Consider the following 18,034-nt stretch of genomic DNA (forward strand, 5'->3'; position numbering starts at 1 on the left):
AGTGAGGTGGAGCGGTTGTTACTTGTGTTGTTCAAACGCTTTCTGCGGAAATCCGTTTCCACGGAAGCTGAGGAGAATGAGCAGAAGCTATCTCCCGAACAATGGGTTGCTCGAATTCGTCAAGATGACGAGCTGCTTCGCGAGCAGTTCATAGCAGACTACAAGCCTTATATTTTGAAAGTTACAAGTCGATTTTGCAAACGGTACATCGATCCGAACAGAGATGATGAATTTAGTGTAGGGCTGTTAGCTTTCAATGAAGCAATTAATCAATATGACAGTCAAGCAGGAAAATCATTTATCGGATTCGCTGAAACCGTCATTCGCCGTCGGCTTATTGATCATGTCCGAAAAGAACAAAGGCATTCGAAGGTTGTGCCCTACAGCATGTTCGATTCAGAGGACGAGGAGCAGCCGCATTACAACTCTGTTGAGACGAAGCAGGCGATGTCAGCTTACGAGGATAAGCTGGCAGAGGATGAGCGGAAGCTGGAAATCGGGGAGCTGAATCAAGAGCTGGGACGCTTCGGCATTTCCTTTGGAGAGCTGGTTGAGCATTCGCCCAAGCATTCAGATTCTAGAAGGCTGCTGATCAGTATTGCTCAGACGCTTGCTAATCATACGAGCATGATGGAGGCACTAAAGCAAACGACGAAGCTTCCGGTGAAGGAGCTTACCGAGCTGGGCGGCGTTTCCCGCAAAACAGTAGAGCGAAATCGAAAATATATCATTGCTATTGCACTTATTATTTCGGGTACATATCCTTTTATGCAAGATTACTTGGATATAACGAATGACCAGTTTGAAACGTATCGGGAGGCGAGCAAATGAAGCGTGGAGTCGTGATGAGCATTCACAAGCAGCATGCTGTTGTCATGACAGCAGACGGCCAATTTTTGCGTGCCCCGCTTTCGAGCACCCCGCAAATTGGCGAAGAAATTACATTCGAAGAGGAATATAAGCAAGCTCGTCACTTTAAATCCGTACACTGGTATTCAGGTGCTGCGGCGGTCGTATTGCTCATGTTAATCCCATTGCTGTTATTCGTACAGCGGGACGCTCATCCTGTTGTCGCCTATCTTAGTATGGATATTAATCCAAGCATTGAAATTGGCGTCGATAAGGACGAGAAGGTTCGTGAGCTTCACGCTCTGAATGAGGACGGCCGTTTGCTTGTTGAAAACCTGCCGTACAAAGGGCTTCATGTGGAGGCGGTAGCCGCCGCTATTTTGGAGCAGGCGAGGGGCTCGCATTATTTGGATACACCGAACAAAGATATTTTCATTACGAGTGTATTGCTAAAGGACACCACGGAGCTCAAGCGTGATTATGAGAAAATGTTGGCGGAAAAAGTCGATCAGACGCTTCGCGCTCTACTGGCAGAGCTTGCTTCTGAAGCGGCATCAGCTAATGTGACGACCTTATCTGTACCGAATGAACTGCGTGATGTGGCGGCGGCAAATGGGATATCTTCGGGTAAAATGGCAGTCTATCTTATGGCGAAGGAAGAAGGCTATAAGCTGGAGCTCGAGCAAATCAAGCAGCAATCGATCGACAAAGTGACAGAGCCGATCGGCGGCGTCCAAACCATTGTGGAAAATGCTTCGGACACAAGCAAAGAGAAGCTCAAGGAGTTGGTTGCTAAGGAGCAGCGGGAGAACGCCAAGAAGCAAAAAGAAGATAAAAAGACAAACGCGATTAAGCCGGCAAACACCCCCAATGCGAGTAAAAGCGAAAAGCCTGTTAAGACGGATAATCCAGACAAAAATGGAGAATGGGACAAAAATCCCGCGTCAAGTCCAGAAGGCGCAAAAAAGCCTGCAGTGACGAGTAAGCCAAAGGGTGATAAGAAGGACGATAAAGATGACGATGATCGTGATGACGATGATCGTAAGAACGATAAAGATATAAATAAAGACAATAATAAGGATCGAAATCGGTCGAATGATGACGACGATGATGACCGCAATGACGGTCGCAACGATAATGACCAAAGCGATAAGCGCGGCAGTCGGGACAACGAAGACCAGGATGACAAGCGCAAGGATGATAAAAGACAGGGTTGGAGCCGCGATCGGGATCAGCGTAACATTTCTGATGACGAAGACAGTAGAGAAAATAGACGCTAGGTCTTTTTTGTGGAGTTTAGTTTTAGGGATAGTCTTGATGCGGGGAAAATTCGTCCTGCCTGAATAAAATTGTCTTTGAATCCGGTATAACACAAAATTCGACAGTATTTCCGATTGACAGAGATTGTAAAACCCTCATATGATTATAATTAATCATTTCCGTTATCCATAGATGTTTCCGGGGAGGAGTACATGATGCAGGCCATTCGAAAGCGCTATTTCCCGGCGCTTGCCGAGTATATCCGAAGTGGAAAGGAAGCATCGTTGTTTCATGCCAATGAACTAGGCAAAGAGCTTTACGGTATTAACCCGGAAGAAATCATTGCGGTGCATGAGGAGTGTATTCAGTCTTTGGCAGCGAATGTTGATTCGGATGAGGGGCTCCGGCTCTATAACCGATCTTTCTTATTTTTAATGGAAATTATGGTGGCTTGCCGTTTTAAGCTTCAGGCGGATCAATCCGCCGAGCAGAAGTTTACCGAGATGCGGGAGATGCTGATTCGTTCCAATCGTTCCTTTGAAATGGTCAAGAACAAGTATGAGAATATATTGCAGCACATGGATAGCGGAATCGCTTTGTTTGACAGCGACGGCATTTTGTCATTTATTAATGTACAAATGGCTAAGCTGCTTGATGTTCCCCGCAAAACGTTGATTGGCTGCAATTTGCGTGAAATACTGAGACATCCAAAGCTGACAAGCTGCACGAAGCGGACAGTGCTCAGGCTCTACAAGGAAATGTTCCTCCGGCACAGCAGGTACTATGAATTTCAACATAAAGACGGGAAGCACTTATTGGTGACAGTTACATATGGCGATCAACTAGATGGCGATTTTTTATTTAGCGTAAAGGACGTATCCGAATATAAGCAGATTGAACAGACGGCGCTGCAAAATGACAAGCTGGCCATGCTTGGGAAAATAGCTGCAGCAATCGCGCATGAAATCCGTAATCCATTAACGAGTATCCGCGGATTTATTCAACTGCTGCGTCCGTATTTGCTCGAAGTGGGCAAAGAGGAATATGCTCGTATTATTTTGACAGAGATTGATAGAGCTAACGATATTATTTATGAATTTTTAAATTCATCTAAACCCTCGGCGCCGATGAAGCAGCTGGTATCTATTGATCATTTAATTAAAGAAGTCGTATTGCTCACTGAAAGTGAAGCGCTGATGCGCAATTGCGAGATAAAATCGGAAAGCTACTGTTCTAATTATCTTGTTTCGATCGATGTGAAGCAGGTGAAGCAGGTTGTTTTGAATATTGTGAAAAACTCCCTCGATGCGATAGAAGAGGTTCAGGGGGAACGAAGAGGACTTATCGAAATTATTACAGGCTGTGACGGTAAGGAAGTTGAAATCAGTATTAGAGACAATGGAAAAGGGATGGAAAAATCAACGTTGAATCGTTTGTTTGATCCATTTTTTACAACGAAGCAAGCAGGTACGGGACTTGGATTGTCCGTTAGCTATCGGATAATCCGCAATCATAACGGAACGATTTGCGTGGACAGCCTAGCGGGGGTCGGTACAAAGTTTAATATTTATTTGCCATTGGCCGAATAAAGGATTAGAATCGGGGTAAAACACCCCGGTTTTTTTGGTTTATATGGGGAAAGCGAGGTTAAGATTAATGAGTATTTCAATTACATACGGAACACGCAGTACAGACCTGACAGCAGCTGACGCGGTTATCAGGTTTATAAGCAAAGAAGAGCTTACGTCAGGCGAGTCGGTTCAGCCGATTCTACAGCCGCAAATAGATGAGGCTCTTCGAGCACTGTACGCCAAAGGATTGTTCAAAGCAGAATCTGAGCAAACAGAGATTGTTTCAAGCCTGGGGCTCTATCCGGCAGCGTATATCGTTTTTTCCGGTCTTGGACAGGAGCGAGAGGCGACTAGCATACGTTTAGCAGCTGCAGCTGCAGCTAAAGCGTTGAAAAAAATAAAAGCCCATTCTATACAAGTAATTTTGCCTGAGTTTTGGCTTAATGACGCAGCTGAAGCGCTAGGCATTGAAAAGACTGCGCAGGCATTAACGGAAGGGCTGCTGCTTGCTCTTCATGTTCGTGAGCCTCTGAAGCGTGAGATGAACGAGCGGTTTACTTTAAAGGATATCACTTATGTACCGATTGGCTCTGGCAATGCTTCCTCTAGTGCTGAATTGTGGGAGCGGGGCATAGCCAAAGGCAAGCTGAATGCGGAAGGCGTTGGCTTCGCGCGGGATCTGACAAATCTGCCTGGCAATGATCTAACGCCTGAGCGCCTCGCTCATCATGCCGAGGAGCTAGCTCGCGAGTTTGACATGGAAATAGAGGTGATAGACGAGTGGAGCGCAGCGGAGCAGCGTATGGGCGGTTTGCTCGGCGTCGGTCAGGGCAGCATTAATCCGCCACGAATGATCGTAATTCATTACAAAGGGGATCCGAGTACGGAAGAGACCTGGGGGTTCATTGGCAAGGGAATTACGTTCGATACGGGCGGGATTTCGCTTAAGCGGGCAGAGGGTATGCAGGAAATGATTTCGGATATGGGAGGAGCGGCAGCCGTACTCGGCGCTATGCGCGTCATCGGCGAGCTGAAACCGAAGGTGAATGTCATAGCTGTAATCCCTACTGCAGAGAATATGCCCTCAGACCGAGCGCTAAAGCCGGGTGATGTGATTTACACGATGAGCGGGTATACGGTCGAAATCGTTAATACGGATGCGGAGGGGCGGCTTGTGCTCGCTGACGGCTTGACGACAGCCATTACACGCGGTGCAACCAAGCTTGTTGATATTGCTACGCTAACAGGGGCGGTATCGGTTGCCCTCGGCAGTCAGGCGACTGGAGCAGTCACTAACAATGAGGAATTATTCCGCAGTGTGCAGAGAGCTTCTGAGCTTGCAGGAGAGCGGATATGGCAGCTTCCGGCTTATCCGGAATATAAGCAGCAGATTAAGAGTGATGCTGCGGATTTGAAAAATAGCGGCGGCCGCTATGCCGGCACGATTACAGGCGGTTTGTTCATTGGCCATTTTGCCGAAGGGCTGCCATGGGTTCATCTGGATATTGGCGGAACAGCTTGGCTTGAGTCGAGCAGAGGCTGGGAGCCAAAGGGTGCGACAGGCGTCATGGTAAGAACATTGATAGAATTGGTTACGCAAGAGGAGTAAGCCAGTATGACATATGAAGAGGTTATGCAAGAGCTGGAGCGCTTTGGAAACGAGCAGACAAAGAGAACCTTTATTCGCCATGGAGCAATGGAGCCCTTATTTGGCGTTAAGATTGGCGATTTGAAGAAGCTTGTAAAATTCGTCAAGAAAGATCAGGAGCTTGCGCTGAAGCTGTTCGAATCCGGAAACAGTGACGCCATGTATTTGGCTGGTCTGACAGTGAATCCGAAGATCGTAACGAAGGAAACGCTGCAGCACTGGGTGAAGCAGGCGTATTGGTATATGATTGCCGAGTACACGGTAGCTGGCGTAGCAGCTGAGAGCAAATACGGACGCGAGCTCGCTCTTGAATGGATCGATTCTCCGGAGGAAATGATTGCTGCCTGCGGTTGGAGCGTATATGTCAATTACTTGACGCTGACACCGGACGAAGAACTCGATCTGCAAGAGGTGAAGCAGCTGCTAAGGCGTGTAGAGGAAACCATTCATCAGGAACAGAATCGTGTTCGTTATACAATGAACAGCTTCGTTATGGCGACAGGCATCTATATAAATGCACTCAGAGCCGAAGCCGAGACGGCAGCCGAGAAGATTGGCAAGGTGCAGGTCGATGTTGGCAATACGGCCTGCAAAGTGCCTATAGCCGTCGATTATATTAAGAAGGCTGTTCGAATGGGAAAGACAGGCGTCAAGAAAAAAACATGTATTTGTTGATTCGGCGAACCGTCTCTTTCGCGAGAGGCGGTTGTTTTAATGTCGAAATGGATTGCGAAAGGAATGAGCTCATGAACGCGCTTGACCGTAGAAAAAATGATCTGCTTGCCTACAATCCTTCAACAACGATTGAAGCGGAAATGCTGGATCGCTATTGGGGCGAGGTTCTAGAACAATATTCAGCTAAACCGCTCGAAGTAAAGCGAGAGCAGGTGGAGACTATGTTCCCGACTGTAAGAGCAGAACGATTAACCTATTGCGGTTATGATGACACACCTATTCATTGCTGGCTGCTCCTGCCCCAGCGTGAGCAGCAGCGAGATCCTCTACCTTGCATCGTAACCTATCCCGGCTACACGTTGGATAAAGGACAGCCAGAGAGGCATGCAGCGTGGCTGCAGCTTGGATATGCGGTGCTTGCCGTTGATGTCCGCGGTCAGGGCGGAGAAACGGGCAGCCTTCTTACGCAAGCGTCCGGCTCAGTTAAGGGCTGGGTAACTCAAGGGATTACGGATATCGGAAGCAGCTACTACCTGGCCGTAACGATGGATGCCGTACGAGCTGTGGATGCTGCTGCCGGGCAGCCGGAAATAGACGCGTCACGAATTGCAGCGGTAGGGGGAAGCCAGGGGGGCGGCTTAGCGCTGCTTGCAGCAGCGTTGAATACAAAGGTGAGCGCAGTAGTGGCCGATATTCCGAATATGTGCAATTTGGATTACGGCATGCTTCATTCAACGGGCTCTTTGACAGAGCTTGCCGCTTATGTTAAGCGGTATCCGGACCAGTTGAACGCGGTATTGGATACACTTGCTTATTTTGACCTGTTAAACCTGGCAGAACGAATTGCTGCGCCAGTTCTGATGTCAGTAGGCTGGAAGGATACGGTTTGTTTGCCTGAGACCGTGTATGCTGTATTCAATCGAATCCGTGCGAGAAAGAAGATCAATGACTATCCATTCTCCGGGCATGAGATCAGCGAATACCAGAAGAGCAAGGCTTATGAATTTATACAAACCGAGTTCAATTTCCCGAGAACATCAATCAATGCTTGAAATGGATGATATCAATGCCAAGATGGTTATGGAAGGGAAGCAGGATATGTACTAGAATATAAAGAAGCTGCAGGGTATAAGAAATTATTGGCGGTTTTATTATAATTCCTTATAGTATGCGAAATCATTTGTAATTTGTGTTCTGATAAACGTATTGAACATGTAAGCAGGCGATATGTATGATGCAGTTCGCCTTAGAAAATAATAGGATGGCAATGAATAGAGAGGGTGGAATTTTCTGCAATGAGCATCCATGATGAGCGTAATCATTCGCCTTGGCAAAGCTACTATGGTCCCAATCTAGGGTATGTGCAGGAGCAATATGAACGTTTTTTGACCGAGCCTGAATCTGTTGAGACGTCGCTTCGCGAGCTGTTTGTTCGCTTTGGAGCGCCTCCTTTTGAATCAATCGGAGCCTCATCGGGCAGTTCAGTCCAATCGAGTCCACAGCAGTCAGCAGCTTATGCTCCTGTTACGGGACCCATTGATTCCAATATGTTGAAGAAGGTCGTCGCTGCGCATCAGCTTATGCTGAATATTCGCAGATATGGCCATTTAGCTGCGGATATAGATCCGCTTGGCCTCAGCCAGGCTGCGGATACGAAGCTGCTTGAACCGGAAACCTTCGGCTTGACGAGGGAGGATCTGGCTGCGATCCCGGCATCGCTTATTTGGGATAATGCACCGGCTTCAATTGCGAACGGCTGGGAAGCCATTACTCGTTTACGGGAAATTTATACCCGCTCTGCGGCTTATGAGTTTACACATATCCATGATGAGAATGAACGCGACTGGCTTCATAAGCATGCGGAATCAGGATCTTTTCCTGCCCCGCTGTCTCCGAAGGAACGCTCGGCGCTGCTTGAGCGGCTTATGGAGGTTGAATATTTCGAAAACTTCCTGCACCGGACCTTTGTTGGTCAGAAGCGCTTTTCCATTGAAGGCGTTGATATGCTTATACCGGTACTTGATGAAATTGTTCGCGCGGTTGCTCATGACGGTGCAAGCAACATCCTTATGGGAATGGCGCATCGCGGTCGCTTGAACGTGCTTGCACACGTCCTTGGCAAGCCGTACGACAAAATTTTCTCGGAATTCCATCATGCTCCGAATAAAGAGATCATTCCATCTGAAGGCTCGATGGGTATTAACTACGGTTGGACCGGCGATGTAAAATACCATCTTGGCGCGGATCGTGCCGTGAAGGAAGGCGAGACTGTTCGCGCGAAGCTGACGCTGGCGAACAACCCGAGCCATCTTGAATTCGTCAATCCAATCGTAGAGGGCTTCACGCGTGCTGCGCAAGAGGATCGAAGCAAGCCAGGCATGCCGGAGCAGGATTTGTCGAGTGCGGTTACGATTTGTATCCACGGCGATGCTGCGTTTATCGGAGAAGGGATTGTCGCGGAGACGCTCAATTTCAATAAATTGCAGGGCTACCGCAACGGCGGCACGCTTCATATTATCGCGAACAATCGCCTTGGGTTTACAACGAACAGCGTAGATTCGCGCTCAACGCACTATGCGAGTGATCTAGCGAAGGGCTTTGACATTCCAATCGTTCACGTCAACGCAGATGATCCGGAAGCATGTCTCGCAGCGGTTCGGTTGGCTTGCGAGTACAGGCTGCGTTTCAATAAAGGTTTTGTCATTGATCTGATCGGCTACCGTCGCTTCGGCCATAATGAAATGGATGATCCAGAAGTAACGCAACCGCTAATGTATATGAAGGTACGCAACCATCCAACAGTAAGCACCCTTTATAGCGAGCACCTTAAAGGCGCAAAGGCGATTACCGAGGAGCAAGTGGAGGAATTACGTCAACGCACGAATGGCAAGCTGCAAGCAGCTTACGATGCGATGAAAGCAAACGAGGACGAACCGAAAATTCGCGGCGAGCAGCGCAAGTCCGTCATTCCTGCGGCTGAAGAGGCGCGGACTGCGGTACCTATTGAAACGCTTCGTGAAATTAATTTAGAACTTTTGAATCGACCGGAGGGCTTTACGGAATATTCGAAGCTGCAGCGTATTTTGCAGCGCCGTGCTACCGCTTTGAATGATGGCGAGAAAGTGGATTGGGCTCATGCAGAGACGCTTGCTTTCGCAACAATTTTAGCAGATGGCACGCCGATCCGTTTGAGCGGTCAGGATTCAGAGCGCGGAACGTTCGCGCATCGTCATATAATGCTTAACGATAACGTAAATGCTGCAAAGTTCTCGCCGCTTCACATGCTGCCGCAGGCAAAAGCATCCTTTGCCGTTCATAACAGCCCGTTGTCGGAGACGGCTGTATTAGGCTTTGAATATGGCTATAACGTCTTTGCGCCGGAAACCTTTGTCATTTGGGAAGCGCAATATGGTGATTTCGCCAACGTTGCCCAGGTTATTTTCGATCAGTTCATTTCCGCAGGCCGCGCGAAATGGTCGCAAAAATCCGGTGTCGTCATTTTGCTGCCGCACGGCTATGAAGGCCAAGGACCAGAGCATTCCAGCGCAAGGCTGGAGCGATTCCTGCAGCTGTCGGCTGATAATAACTGGACGGTTGCGAACCTGACAACGTCCGCTCAATATTTCCACTTGCTCCGTAAGCAAGCTTCGATTCTGGGTACTGAGCATATGCGTCCGCTCGTCCTTATGGCGCCGAAGAGCTTGATTCGTAATCCGCGCGTCGCTTCGCACGGCATGGAGTTCAGTGAAGGCTCCTTTAAGCCGGTGCTGCCTCAGTTCAGCATGACGGAGTCGAAGGATCAGAAGGATAAAGTAAAGCGCCTGATCCTATGCACGGGTAAGGTTGCAATAGATATTGACGAGGCGCTTGCGTCTGCAAATGCGGAAGACTTTGAGTGGCTGCGTGTGGCAAGAGTCGAACAGCTGTATCCTTTCCCGCATGCGGAGATTGAGCGCATCGTGAAGCAATTCGACAAGCTGGAAGAAATCGTTTGGGTACAGGAGGAGCCGCAGAACATGGGCTCATGGAGCTTCATGGAGCCGCGTCTTCGCGCTCTTGCACCGAAGAAGGCTGCTGTTCGCTATGTAGGCAGACCGGATCGTTCCAGCACGGCAAGCGGACATCAAGAGGTACATGCAGCAGAGCAAAAATTGATTATTACAACAGCTTTGAATGGTACGCCAGTTGAAGCAAGTTTGATAAGGGGGTAGTGACTAATGGCTGAAATTATCGTACCAGAATTAGGCGAGTCCATATCAGAGGGAACAATTACGAAATGGTTTGTGAAGGAAGGCGACACCGTTAACCAAGGCGATGTCCTTCTGGAGCTTGAAACGGATAAAGTAAATATTGAAATTAGCGCTGAAAACAGCGGTGTTGTGTCTAGCATTGCGAAGAAGGACGGAGAAGTAGTGCTTGTCGGTGAAGCGATCGGCGCAATTGGCGTTGGAGCAGCAGGCGGTGCATCTGCACCAGCTGCTCCTGCTGCTGAACCGGCGGCAGTTCCAAAAGCGGAAGCCCCTGCACCAGCCCCTGCACCAGCATCTGCTGCGCCGGCAAAAGAAGGAACTGCAGCGATCAACGCTTCGCCGGCTGCTCGCAAGCTAGCCCGTGAGCAAGGTATTGATCTGGCGGAGGTACAAAGCAAAGATCAAATCGGCCGCATTTATCCGGGCGATGTTCGTTCGCACGGACAAGCACCAGTGTCGGCAGGCGCTACGCCAGTTTCTTCAGCTCCGCTTACACAAGCTGAGCCTGCAAGCGCAGCGAAGGACGCCAAGCCGACTGAGCGCAAGCGTATGTCCCGCCGCCGCGTAACGATTGCGAATCGTCTCGTAGAAGCGCAGCGCACAGCAGCTATGCTGACAACGTTCAATGAAGTCGACATGACAGCGATCCTTGATTTGCGCAAACGCCGCAAGCAAGCGTTCTTCGAGAAAAACGACGTAAACCTTGGTTTCATGTCGTTCTTCACGAAAGCGGTAGTCGGCGCGCTGAAAGCTTTCCCGCTGCTTAATGCAGAAATTGACGGCGAAGATATTATCGTCAAAAAATTCTTCGATATCGGTATTGCCGTATCCGCGAAGGAAGGTTTAGTCGTTCCAGTCGTTCGCGATGCGGACCGTCTAAGCTTTGCTGAGATTGAGAAAAACATAGTGGATCTTGCAACGAAAGCAAGAGCAAACACGCTTGCAATCTCCGATCTTCAAGGCGGAAGCTTCACCATCACGAACGGCGGCGTATTCGGTTCCTTGTTATCGACGCCTATCTTGAATACGCCACAAGTCGGTATTCTGGGCATGCACAAAATTCAAGTGCGCCCTGTAGCTATCGACAATGAACGTATGGAAAACCGTCCGATGATGTACATCGCCCTCTCCTACGATCACCGTATTGTAGACGGAAGCGAAGCGGTTCGTTTCCTTGTAACGGTGAAGGAGCTTCTCGAGGATCCGGAGCAGCTTTTGCTGCAAGGTTAATCGATCGCAGGATTAAAAAAAACTGCCCTGATAGCAGCTAATGCTGTCAGGGCAGTTCTTTTTTGTTTGACTCCATGTCAAGAGGATAGAAATGCCTTCTCGCCGGCTGCAGCGGTCATTCTTTTTCGATTATGGTGAAGGATGAAGTAAATGACCGATGTAAACACGATCACAATAGAGGCAAGCATGTACATGGCACTATAACCGAAATGGGAAGCGAGTGCACCAAGCGAATAGGAGCCCAATCCGTAGCCTAGATCGAACAGCAGATAAAAGGTTGCTGTAGCAAGTCCACGGCGGTGAGGCGGCGACGCGAGCACTGCGATTGTTTGGAAGCACGGGAGCAGCGCACCATAACCTAGACCAATGACAGCACCTGAGATAAGCAGCATGACGGGAGAATTAGCGACGCTAAGCAGCAGCATTCCGATAGCGAAAATCGCAATGGCCGGGTAGACGATGACGTGCTCAGAGGCACGGTCCAGCAGCTTGCCGACAATCGGCCTTGGTAATACAATCATAATACCGAAGCAAACAAAGAAGTAGCTGGCGTATTGGTCGATTGCCTGCTCGTGCGCATATACAGACATAAACGTCACGAGTCCGCTGTAGGCGAAGGCGATAATGAATCCGCTTAGCGCGATAGGAACAGCTTTGCGTTCTATGAGGTCACGCCAATGAAGCTTTGTTTTGACCGGCACGTTTGATTTTGGTTCAGAGGCATCAGTGGAATGCTGTTTTTGATTTCGCTTGACGGATGCGACGAGGATGAAAGCAATAAGCGAGCATGCTGCGCACAGGGCGAACATGGCGTTAAAGCCGCCATGTGTAGTAATTGTTAAGCCGACGAACGGTCCAATAATCATCGCGAGGCTCATGAACAAGCTGAAATAGCTGATCCCTTCCCCTTTGCGGTGCTCAGGCATAATGTTGATTGCCGTCGTATTCGTAGACGTAGTTGCGATCGCGAAGGCGCCGCCATGAAGAAAACGGATCAGCAGCAGCATCACATAGCCGAATACGCCAAAATAAGCGACGGAGCATAACAAAAAGAACAGCAGCGAAATGATCATTACTTTATTTTCTCCAAACCTGGTCATAAGCTGACCTGCAAAAGGGCGAAGCAGCACCGCCGCAATGATAAATACGGTCATGGACAAGCCGGCCTGCGTTTCCGTTCCACCGAGTCCGTTCGTGACATAGACCGATAGTGCGGTTGCCAGTGTATAAAAAGCAAAAAATAGAAAAAAACTGCTTAAACAAATTTTGATAAAATCCGCGGTCCACAATTTATTGCTATTCATTCCATGTTCTCCTCTCAGATGACGCCCTTGCTTATCGTGCATTCATTGATGCTGTTCCGCATTTTGATTAATCTTCGCGATGAATCGTTTGAATGCTCTAATCTCATCCTCGGTAATATCTTTTATTATATGCTCAACAAAAGCGCGCTCAACCGGAGCGAGCGTTCGTGCGGAAGATCTTCCTTGATCGGTCACATAGATCAGCTGCGATCTGCGGTCATGCGGATTGGCGGCTCGCCGGACAAGCGATTTGCGCTCCAACTGATCAACGAGACGTGTTATATTGGCTGGATCTTTCTCCGTTCGCTGCGCCAAATCTTTATGGGTGATGCCATCGTGTTCATCGAGGCAAATGAGCAGCGACCACTGCTCGGGCGTAACGTCATGGTCTTGAAAGAGCTGCTGAAGCCGTTGATTGAGACGGCGGCCTGTATTGCTAATAAGATACCCAACCGAGTCCTTTAATTGCATGCCATTCACCTGCTTTGGTTGTATATTTGTTATATCAATAATATGCTTATCAACTAAATGGGTCAATAGCTTTACTTCTTTCATTCGGTTGAAATTATTGCATGCGCTTTAAGGAAGCTGATGCTGCTTGCGATAGTGCTCGGGCGTTAGCTCTGTATGAAGCTTGAAGGCACGGCTGAAATGAGAAGGATGCTTAAAGCCGACGTCGTAGCCGACCTCGGTAATAGGCTTTTTGCTGTCGATTAGCTCGATTTTGGCCTGATAAATGCGACGCTGCATTAGAAATTGAAAGATTGTTGAGCCTGTAACCTCTTTGAACGTTTTTGCCAAATAAAATTTACTCAGATGAAGCTCGGCTTGTATGCTTTCGAGTGTTATATCTTCTGTATAATGGTTCTCCAAATAAGAAATAACGGCCTGCACATGATGCTCCTTGGAGGAGGGGAAGGAGGATTTCTCCTTGAGCGGCTGCTCGCACAGCTCATTAATTTGTATGAGCAGGTCGATGAAGTGCGCATAAAAACGCTGGGTCGAGAAAGGATTTTGCTGTGAATGCAGCTGCTCCAGCTTCAGGAGCGAGGCTTCAATCTGAAGCTTGTCTTCGCCGCGAAGCTGCAGCCGTACGTTTTGAAGCTTCTGGAAGGGAGCCAGCAGATCGGAGGCAAAGGGAGGCTGTATCAATTGCTTGAAATAATACGGATCGAAATGGATCGTGGTGCGGCGGTATTCCGCGCTTGAATCGACGTGTGCCCTGTGCAGCGTCATCCCATGCATCAGCAGCATGTCGCCTGGCTCAAGTACATAAATGCGATCATTGATGAGATAGTTTACTTTTCCGGCATGGAAATAGTAGATTTCATAATGAAAATGAGTGTGGTAGGGGATATGGGCATGAAAGCTGGAGCTGGATGTCATCGTGAAGGGTGTGCCGATTTGATGCTGTGTACCCATGGTTGAACCTCCCCCTTTAAATACCATCATTATACACCAACCACAGTCAAATAAAAGAGTAAACAGGATAATGCGAATGAAGCTGTTTGTGCATGAAAGTGCTACCATTAAAGTAAGCATTACATAAATGGATTAGCTATTTATTTTTAATTATAAAGGAGCGATAGATGGATGCAGGTCGTACGACTAGGTGTCATCGGATTAGGCAACATGGGCAAGGGGCATATTGGCTATATTTTGAAAGGCGAAGTAAAGGATGTGGTGATCGCGGCAGTAAGCGATAATGAACCCGATCGTCTTCAATGGGCGAAGGAGCATATTGGCGAGCAGGTTGGCTTGTTCATGGAGCCTTATGCGATGATGGATTCGGGCTTGATAGATGCGGTACTTATCGCGACTCCGCACTTTTCCCATCCCGAGCTTGCGATTGCATCCTTCGAGCGCGGGCTGCATGTGCTGTGCGAGAAGCCGGCTGGCGTCTACACCAAGCAGGTGCGCGAGATGAACGAGGCGAGCCGCAAAGTGAAAGTGAAGTTCAGCATGATGTACAATCAGCGGACAAATCCTCTCTATGTGAAGCTGAAGGAGCTTATAGATGCAGGAGAGCTTGGAGAGGTGAAGCGGACCAATTGGATTATTACGAATTGGTACCGCTCACAAAGCTACTATGATTCCGGAACGTGGCGCGCGACATGGGCAGGCGAGGGTGGCGGCGTGCTGCTGAATCAAGACCCGCATCAGCTTGATTTGTGGCAGTGGACGATCAGCATGATGCCGAAGCGGGTTCGGGCTTTCTGCTACTTTGGCAAGCATCGCAGCATTGAAGTCGAGGATGACGTAACGGCTTTCGTAGAGTACGAAAATGGCGCAACGGGCGTATTCGTGACGACGACTGGTGAGGCGCCTGGGACGAATAGATTCGAGATCAACGGCGACCGCGGCAAAATCGTGATCGAGAACGATACGCTGACCTTTTGGCGGCTTCGCGTGCCTGAGCCGGAATTTAATAAGCAGTTCACAGGCGGTTTCGGCCAGCCGGAATGCTGGAAATGTGATATTCCCGTCGCTGGCGCCTATCCCGATCATAAAGGCATTACACAAAACTTCGTCAACGCAATCTTATTTGATGAGCAGTTGATCGCTCCGGGCGAGGAAGGAATTAAAGGACTAATGCTATCGAATGCGATGCTGCTGTCTACCTGGACGGATAACTGGGTTGACCTTCCGATTGATGAGGATCTGTTCCATCACTATTTGCAGGATCGTATTGCAAGCTCTGTTTATCAAAAGGAGGCGCTGCAGATATGAGCAAAGCGGACGGAATGAAATACGCCCCGAAGGGCAAGCCGAACAAGGTAGTGGAGCCGGGCCAATTCGTCATTGCGGCAGTCAGCCTGGATCATGGTCATATCTATGGCATGTGCAATGGTCTGGTTGAAGCGGGGGCGAGGTTGAAATGGGTATATGATGCCGATCCCGCCAAGGTAGAGGCGTTTGTGAAGCAATATCCGGAGGTTAAGGTAGCGGAATCGGAGACACAGGTGCTGGAGGATGATGAGGTACAGCTGGTAGCTGCAGCAGCTATTACCTCGCTGCGCGGGCCGCTCGGCGTACGCGTAATGCGCAGCGGCAAACATTATTTTACGGATAAGGCACCGTTTACAACACTGGAACAGCTGGAGGACGCGCGTACTGCCTATGCGGAAACAGGAAAAAAGTACGCCGTATATTATAGCGAGCGTTTGCATGTGGAAAGTGCGGTGTTTGCAGGTCAGCTCATCGAGCAGGGCGCAATTGGCCGAGTTGTACAGGTTATCGGATTAGGTCCGCATCGCTTGAATGCGCCTGCCAGACCGGCATGGTTTTTTGAGAAGGAGCAGTATGGCGGCATTTTATGCGATATTGGCTCGCATCAGGTCGAGCAGTTCCTTTATTTTACGGGCAATCGCAACGCGACTGTTGCGAATAGTAAAATCGCGAATTACGCGAATAAGGATTTTCCTGAGCTTGAGGATTTCGGGGATATGACGCTGGTGGGAGAGAACGGCGCAACCGGCTACTTCCGCGTAGACTGGCTTACTCCAAGCGGTTTGGGCACATGGGGAGATGGACGTACTCTTATTCTCGGCACGGAAGGCTATATCGAGCTGCGCAAATATATTGATATTGCCAGAGATACGGAAGGCGACCAGCTGTACTTGGTGAATGGAGATGGCGAGCAGCATATGCGGCTGAAGGGCAAGGTTGGATATCCGTATTTCGGCCAGCTTATACTGGATTGCTTGAACGGAACGGAGATAGCGATGACGCAGGAGCATACGTTCAAAGCGGCGGAGCTGTCGTTGCTGGCCGAGAAAAATGCGATAAGATTAGAGTAGGTTGTTTCATGGTTCATGATGAGGAGCTTCTCCAATGGCAAAGCCAATGGAGGCTTCTTTTTTTGTTTAGCTGAATTACGATCTTGACGAAAGAGAGCGAAAGTTGTTATACTGATTTAAACGTAATAATTACTATTAACTGACGATGTCGGTTTTTGTTTTCATATATAATCGTAATAATTACGTTTTAAATGAGGGTTAAAGAGGAGATGTACGACCAATGACTTTGAAAAAAATACCGGTTACTGTACTGAGCGGTTATTTGGGTGCTGGCAAAACAACGATCATGAATCATGTATTAAATAATCGTGATGGGTTGAAGGTTGCTGTCATTGTGAATGATTTGAGTGAACTAAATATTGACGCGAGCTTGATCCAAGAAGGAGGCGGCTTGTCGCGCACAGATGAGAAGCTGGTGGAAATGTCAAACGGCTGCATTTGCTGCACGCTCCGGGAGGATTTGCTGAAGGAGGTTGAGAAGCTGGCCAAGGAGAACCGCTTCGACTATATTCTGATCGAATCGACGGGTGTTGGAGAACCAGTGCCTGTTGCACAGACATTCACTTATATCGATGAAGAGCAGGGCATTGATTTGACGCAATTTTGCAGGCTGGATTGTATGGTAACGGTCGTGGATGCTTATCGCTTCTGGCATGATTACTCCTCGGGCGAAACTTTGCTGGACCGCAGTCAGGCTGTAGACGCTGGTGATACCCGCGAGGTTGTCGATCTGCTTATCGATCAAATCGAATTTTGTGATGTGCTTATTTTGAATAAATGCGATCTTGTTGGGGAAGCAGAGTTAGCGGAGCTGGAAAGCGTCCTTCGCGCGCTGCAGCCGCGAGCTACATTCATTCGCACATCCAAAGGGCAGATCGACCCGAAGGAAATTTTGAACACCTCATTGTTCAATTTCGAAGAAGCGAGCCAGTCGGCGGGTTGGATCAAAGAAATGACAGCCCCGGCTCACACGCCTGAGACGGAGGAGTATGGCATTTCCTCCTTTGTCTACGAGCGCGTAAAGCCCTTTCATCCTGAGCGCCTTATGGAGTGGATGGAGGAATGGCCGGAGGAGGTTGTTCGCGCCAAAGGAATGGTATGGCTGGCGTCGCGTCATGAGTTCGCCCAAAGCTTAAGTCAAGCAGGACCTTCGATTCAATTCGGTCCCGCCGGTCGCTGGGCTGCAGCACTGCCGGAAGAAGAACGTAAGCAAGTGCTTCAGGAGGATCCGGAGCTTGCTGCGCTGTGGCATGAGGAATATGGCGACAGGATAAATAAGCTCGTATTTATTGGCATTGAGATGGAAAGGAAAAAGCTGATCGATTCGCTCGATGCATGCTTGCTCACGGATGAGGAGCTTGATACGGAATGGAGCGAGTTTCCTGATCCGTTTCCTAATACGTCTCAAGAGCAGCTGGAAGAGATGCTTCATTAAGGAATGCTTCAT

14 protein-coding genes are annotated in these 18,034 nt (G+C 48.9%); 11 read left to right on the plus strand and 3 right to left on the minus strand.

The annotated features are described in order from the left end of the window. Window positions 1-24 precede the first annotated feature (24 nt). From sigI to odhB, 8 genes are all read left to right on the plus strand, one after another. Window positions 25-831, plus strand: coding sequence for an RNA polymerase sigma factor SigI (gene sigI / locus ACO9K6_RS08870; RefSeq protein WP_424767195.1), 807 nt, complete (start codon window positions 25-27; stop codon window positions 829-831). Then, window positions 828-2,129, plus strand: a complete 1,302-nt coding sequence (locus tag ACO9K6_RS08875; protein ID WP_424767196.1) for an anti-sigma factor domain-containing protein — start codon at window positions 828-830, stop codon at window positions 2,127-2,129. Before sigI ends, ACO9K6_RS08875 begins: the two co-directional genes overlap by 4 nt. A gap of 195 nt (window positions 2,130-2,324) precedes the next feature. Continuing rightward, the gene (locus ACO9K6_RS08880; RefSeq protein WP_424767197.1) at window positions 2,325-3,698 is read left to right on the plus strand and encodes an ATP-binding protein; all 1,374 of its coding nucleotides are present in this window, start codon (window positions 2,325-2,327) and stop codon (window positions 3,696-3,698) included. 67 nt (window positions 3,699-3,765) lie between these two features. After that, window positions 3,766-5,289, plus strand: a complete 1,524-nt coding sequence (locus tag ACO9K6_RS08885; RefSeq protein ID WP_424767198.1) for a leucyl aminopeptidase — start codon at window positions 3,766-3,768, stop codon at window positions 5,287-5,289. Between the two features lie 6 nt (window positions 5,290-5,295). Next, entirely contained in the window at window positions 5,296-6,003 is a 708-nt protein-coding gene (locus ACO9K6_RS08890) for a DNA alkylation repair protein (protein WP_424767199.1), read from the plus strand. Beyond that, window positions 5,991-7,055 (plus strand): acetylxylan esterase, encoded by a 1,065-nt coding sequence (locus ACO9K6_RS08895; RefSeq protein WP_424767200.1) that lies wholly within the window; start codon window positions 5,991-5,993, stop codon window positions 7,053-7,055. The genes ACO9K6_RS08890 and ACO9K6_RS08895 overlap by 13 nt, the downstream gene beginning before the upstream one ends. Window positions 7,056-7,298: 243 nt before the next feature. Further along, entirely contained in the window at window positions 7,299-10,214 is a 2,916-nt protein-coding gene (locus ACO9K6_RS08900) for a 2-oxoglutarate dehydrogenase E1 component (protein ID WP_424767201.1), read from the plus strand. 6 nt (window positions 10,215-10,220) lie between these two features. Beyond that, the gene (odhB, locus tag ACO9K6_RS08905; RefSeq protein ID WP_424767202.1) at window positions 10,221-11,483 is read left to right on the plus strand and encodes a 2-oxoglutarate dehydrogenase complex dihydrolipoyllysine-residue succinyltransferase; all 1,263 of its coding nucleotides are present in this window, start codon (window positions 10,221-10,223) and stop codon (window positions 11,481-11,483) included. Between the two features lie 77 nt (window positions 11,484-11,560). Here odhB and ACO9K6_RS08910 read toward each other — a convergent pair whose 3' ends face one another. The 3 genes from ACO9K6_RS08910 to ACO9K6_RS08920 form a co-directional block, all read right to left on the minus strand. Beyond that, the gene (locus ACO9K6_RS08910; RefSeq protein ID WP_424767203.1) at window positions 11,561-12,787 is read right to left on the minus strand and encodes an MFS transporter; all 1,227 of its coding nucleotides are present in this window, start codon (window positions 12,785-12,787) and stop codon (window positions 11,561-11,563) included. Between the two features lie 42 nt (window positions 12,788-12,829). Next, window positions 12,830-13,258: a MarR family winged helix-turn-helix transcriptional regulator gene (locus ACO9K6_RS08915; RefSeq protein WP_424767204.1), complete on the minus strand. Its 429-nt coding sequence runs from the start codon at window positions 13,256-13,258 to the stop codon at window positions 12,830-12,832. A gap of 108 nt (window positions 13,259-13,366) precedes the next feature. Continuing rightward, complete coding sequence (locus ACO9K6_RS08920) at window positions 13,367-14,209, minus strand: helix-turn-helix transcriptional regulator (RefSeq protein ID WP_424767205.1); 843 nt, start codon at window positions 14,207-14,209, stop codon at window positions 13,367-13,369. A 171-nt stretch (window positions 14,210-14,380) separates the two neighbouring features. Between ACO9K6_RS08920 and ACO9K6_RS08925 the strand changes: the two genes are divergently transcribed. The 3 genes from ACO9K6_RS08925 to ACO9K6_RS08935 all read left to right on the plus strand — a co-directional run bounded on the left by ACO9K6_RS08925 (window position 14,381) and on the right by ACO9K6_RS08935 (window position 18,022). Next, the gene (locus ACO9K6_RS08925; protein ID WP_424767206.1) at window positions 14,381-15,517 is read left to right on the plus strand and encodes a Gfo/Idh/MocA family protein; all 1,137 of its coding nucleotides are present in this window, start codon (window positions 14,381-14,383) and stop codon (window positions 15,515-15,517) included. After that, complete coding sequence (locus ACO9K6_RS08930; protein WP_424767207.1) at window positions 15,514-16,587, plus strand: Gfo/Idh/MocA family protein; 1,074 nt, start codon at window positions 15,514-15,516, stop codon at window positions 16,585-16,587. The genes ACO9K6_RS08925 and ACO9K6_RS08930 overlap by 4 nt, the downstream gene beginning before the upstream one ends. 220 nt (window positions 16,588-16,807) lie before the next feature. Next, a complete protein-coding gene (locus ACO9K6_RS08935) occupies window positions 16,808-18,022 on the plus strand; it encodes a GTP-binding protein (RefSeq protein ID WP_424767208.1) in 1,215 nt (404 codons plus the stop codon). The last annotated feature ends 12 nt before the right edge of the window (window positions 18,023-18,034 follow it).

The organism is Paenibacillus praedii, from assembly GCF_049725345.1.
In the GTDB taxonomy this organism is placed as follows: Bacteria; Bacillota; Bacilli; order Paenibacillales; family Paenibacillaceae; genus Pristimantibacillus.

Coding starts and splice junctions, on each gene's coding strand:
- ACO9K6_RS08875 (WP_424767196.1), top strand. CDS start 828: ATGAAGCGTGGAGTCGTGATGAGCATTCACAAGCAGCATGCTGTTGTC.
- ACO9K6_RS08880 (WP_424767197.1), top strand. CDS start 2,325: ATGCAGGCCATTCGAAAGCGCTATTTCCCGGCGCTTGCCGAGTATATC.
- ACO9K6_RS08885 (WP_424767198.1), top strand. CDS start 3,766: ATGAGTATTTCAATTACATACGGAACACGCAGTACAGACCTGACAGCA.
- ACO9K6_RS08890 (WP_424767199.1), top strand. CDS start 5,296: ATGACATATGAAGAGGTTATGCAAGAGCTGGAGCGCTTTGGAAACGAG.
- ACO9K6_RS08895 (WP_424767200.1), top strand. CDS start 5,991: ATGTATTTGTTGATTCGGCGAACCGTCTCTTTCGCGAGAGGCGGTTGT.
- ACO9K6_RS08900 (WP_424767201.1), top strand. CDS start 7,299: ATGAGCATCCATGATGAGCGTAATCATTCGCCTTGGCAAAGCTACTAT.
- odhB (WP_424767202.1), top strand. CDS start 10,221: ATGGCTGAAATTATCGTACCAGAATTAGGCGAGTCCATATCAGAGGGA.
- ACO9K6_RS08910 (WP_424767203.1), bottom strand. CDS start 12,787: ATGAATAGCAATAAATTGTGGACCGCGGATTTTATCAAAATTTGTTTA.
- ACO9K6_RS08915 (WP_424767204.1), bottom strand. CDS start 13,258: ATGCAATTAAAGGACTCGGTTGGGTATCTTATTAGCAATACAGGCCGC.
- ACO9K6_RS08920 (WP_424767205.1), bottom strand. CDS start 14,209: ATGGGTACACAGCATCAAATCGGCACACCCTTCACGATGACATCCAGC.
- ACO9K6_RS08925 (WP_424767206.1), top strand. CDS start 14,381: ATGCAGGTCGTACGACTAGGTGTCATCGGATTAGGCAACATGGGCAAG.
- ACO9K6_RS08930 (WP_424767207.1), top strand. CDS start 15,514: ATGAGCAAAGCGGACGGAATGAAATACGCCCCGAAGGGCAAGCCGAAC.
- ACO9K6_RS08935 (WP_424767208.1), top strand. CDS start 16,808: ATGACTTTGAAAAAAATACCGGTTACTGTACTGAGCGGTTATTTGGGT.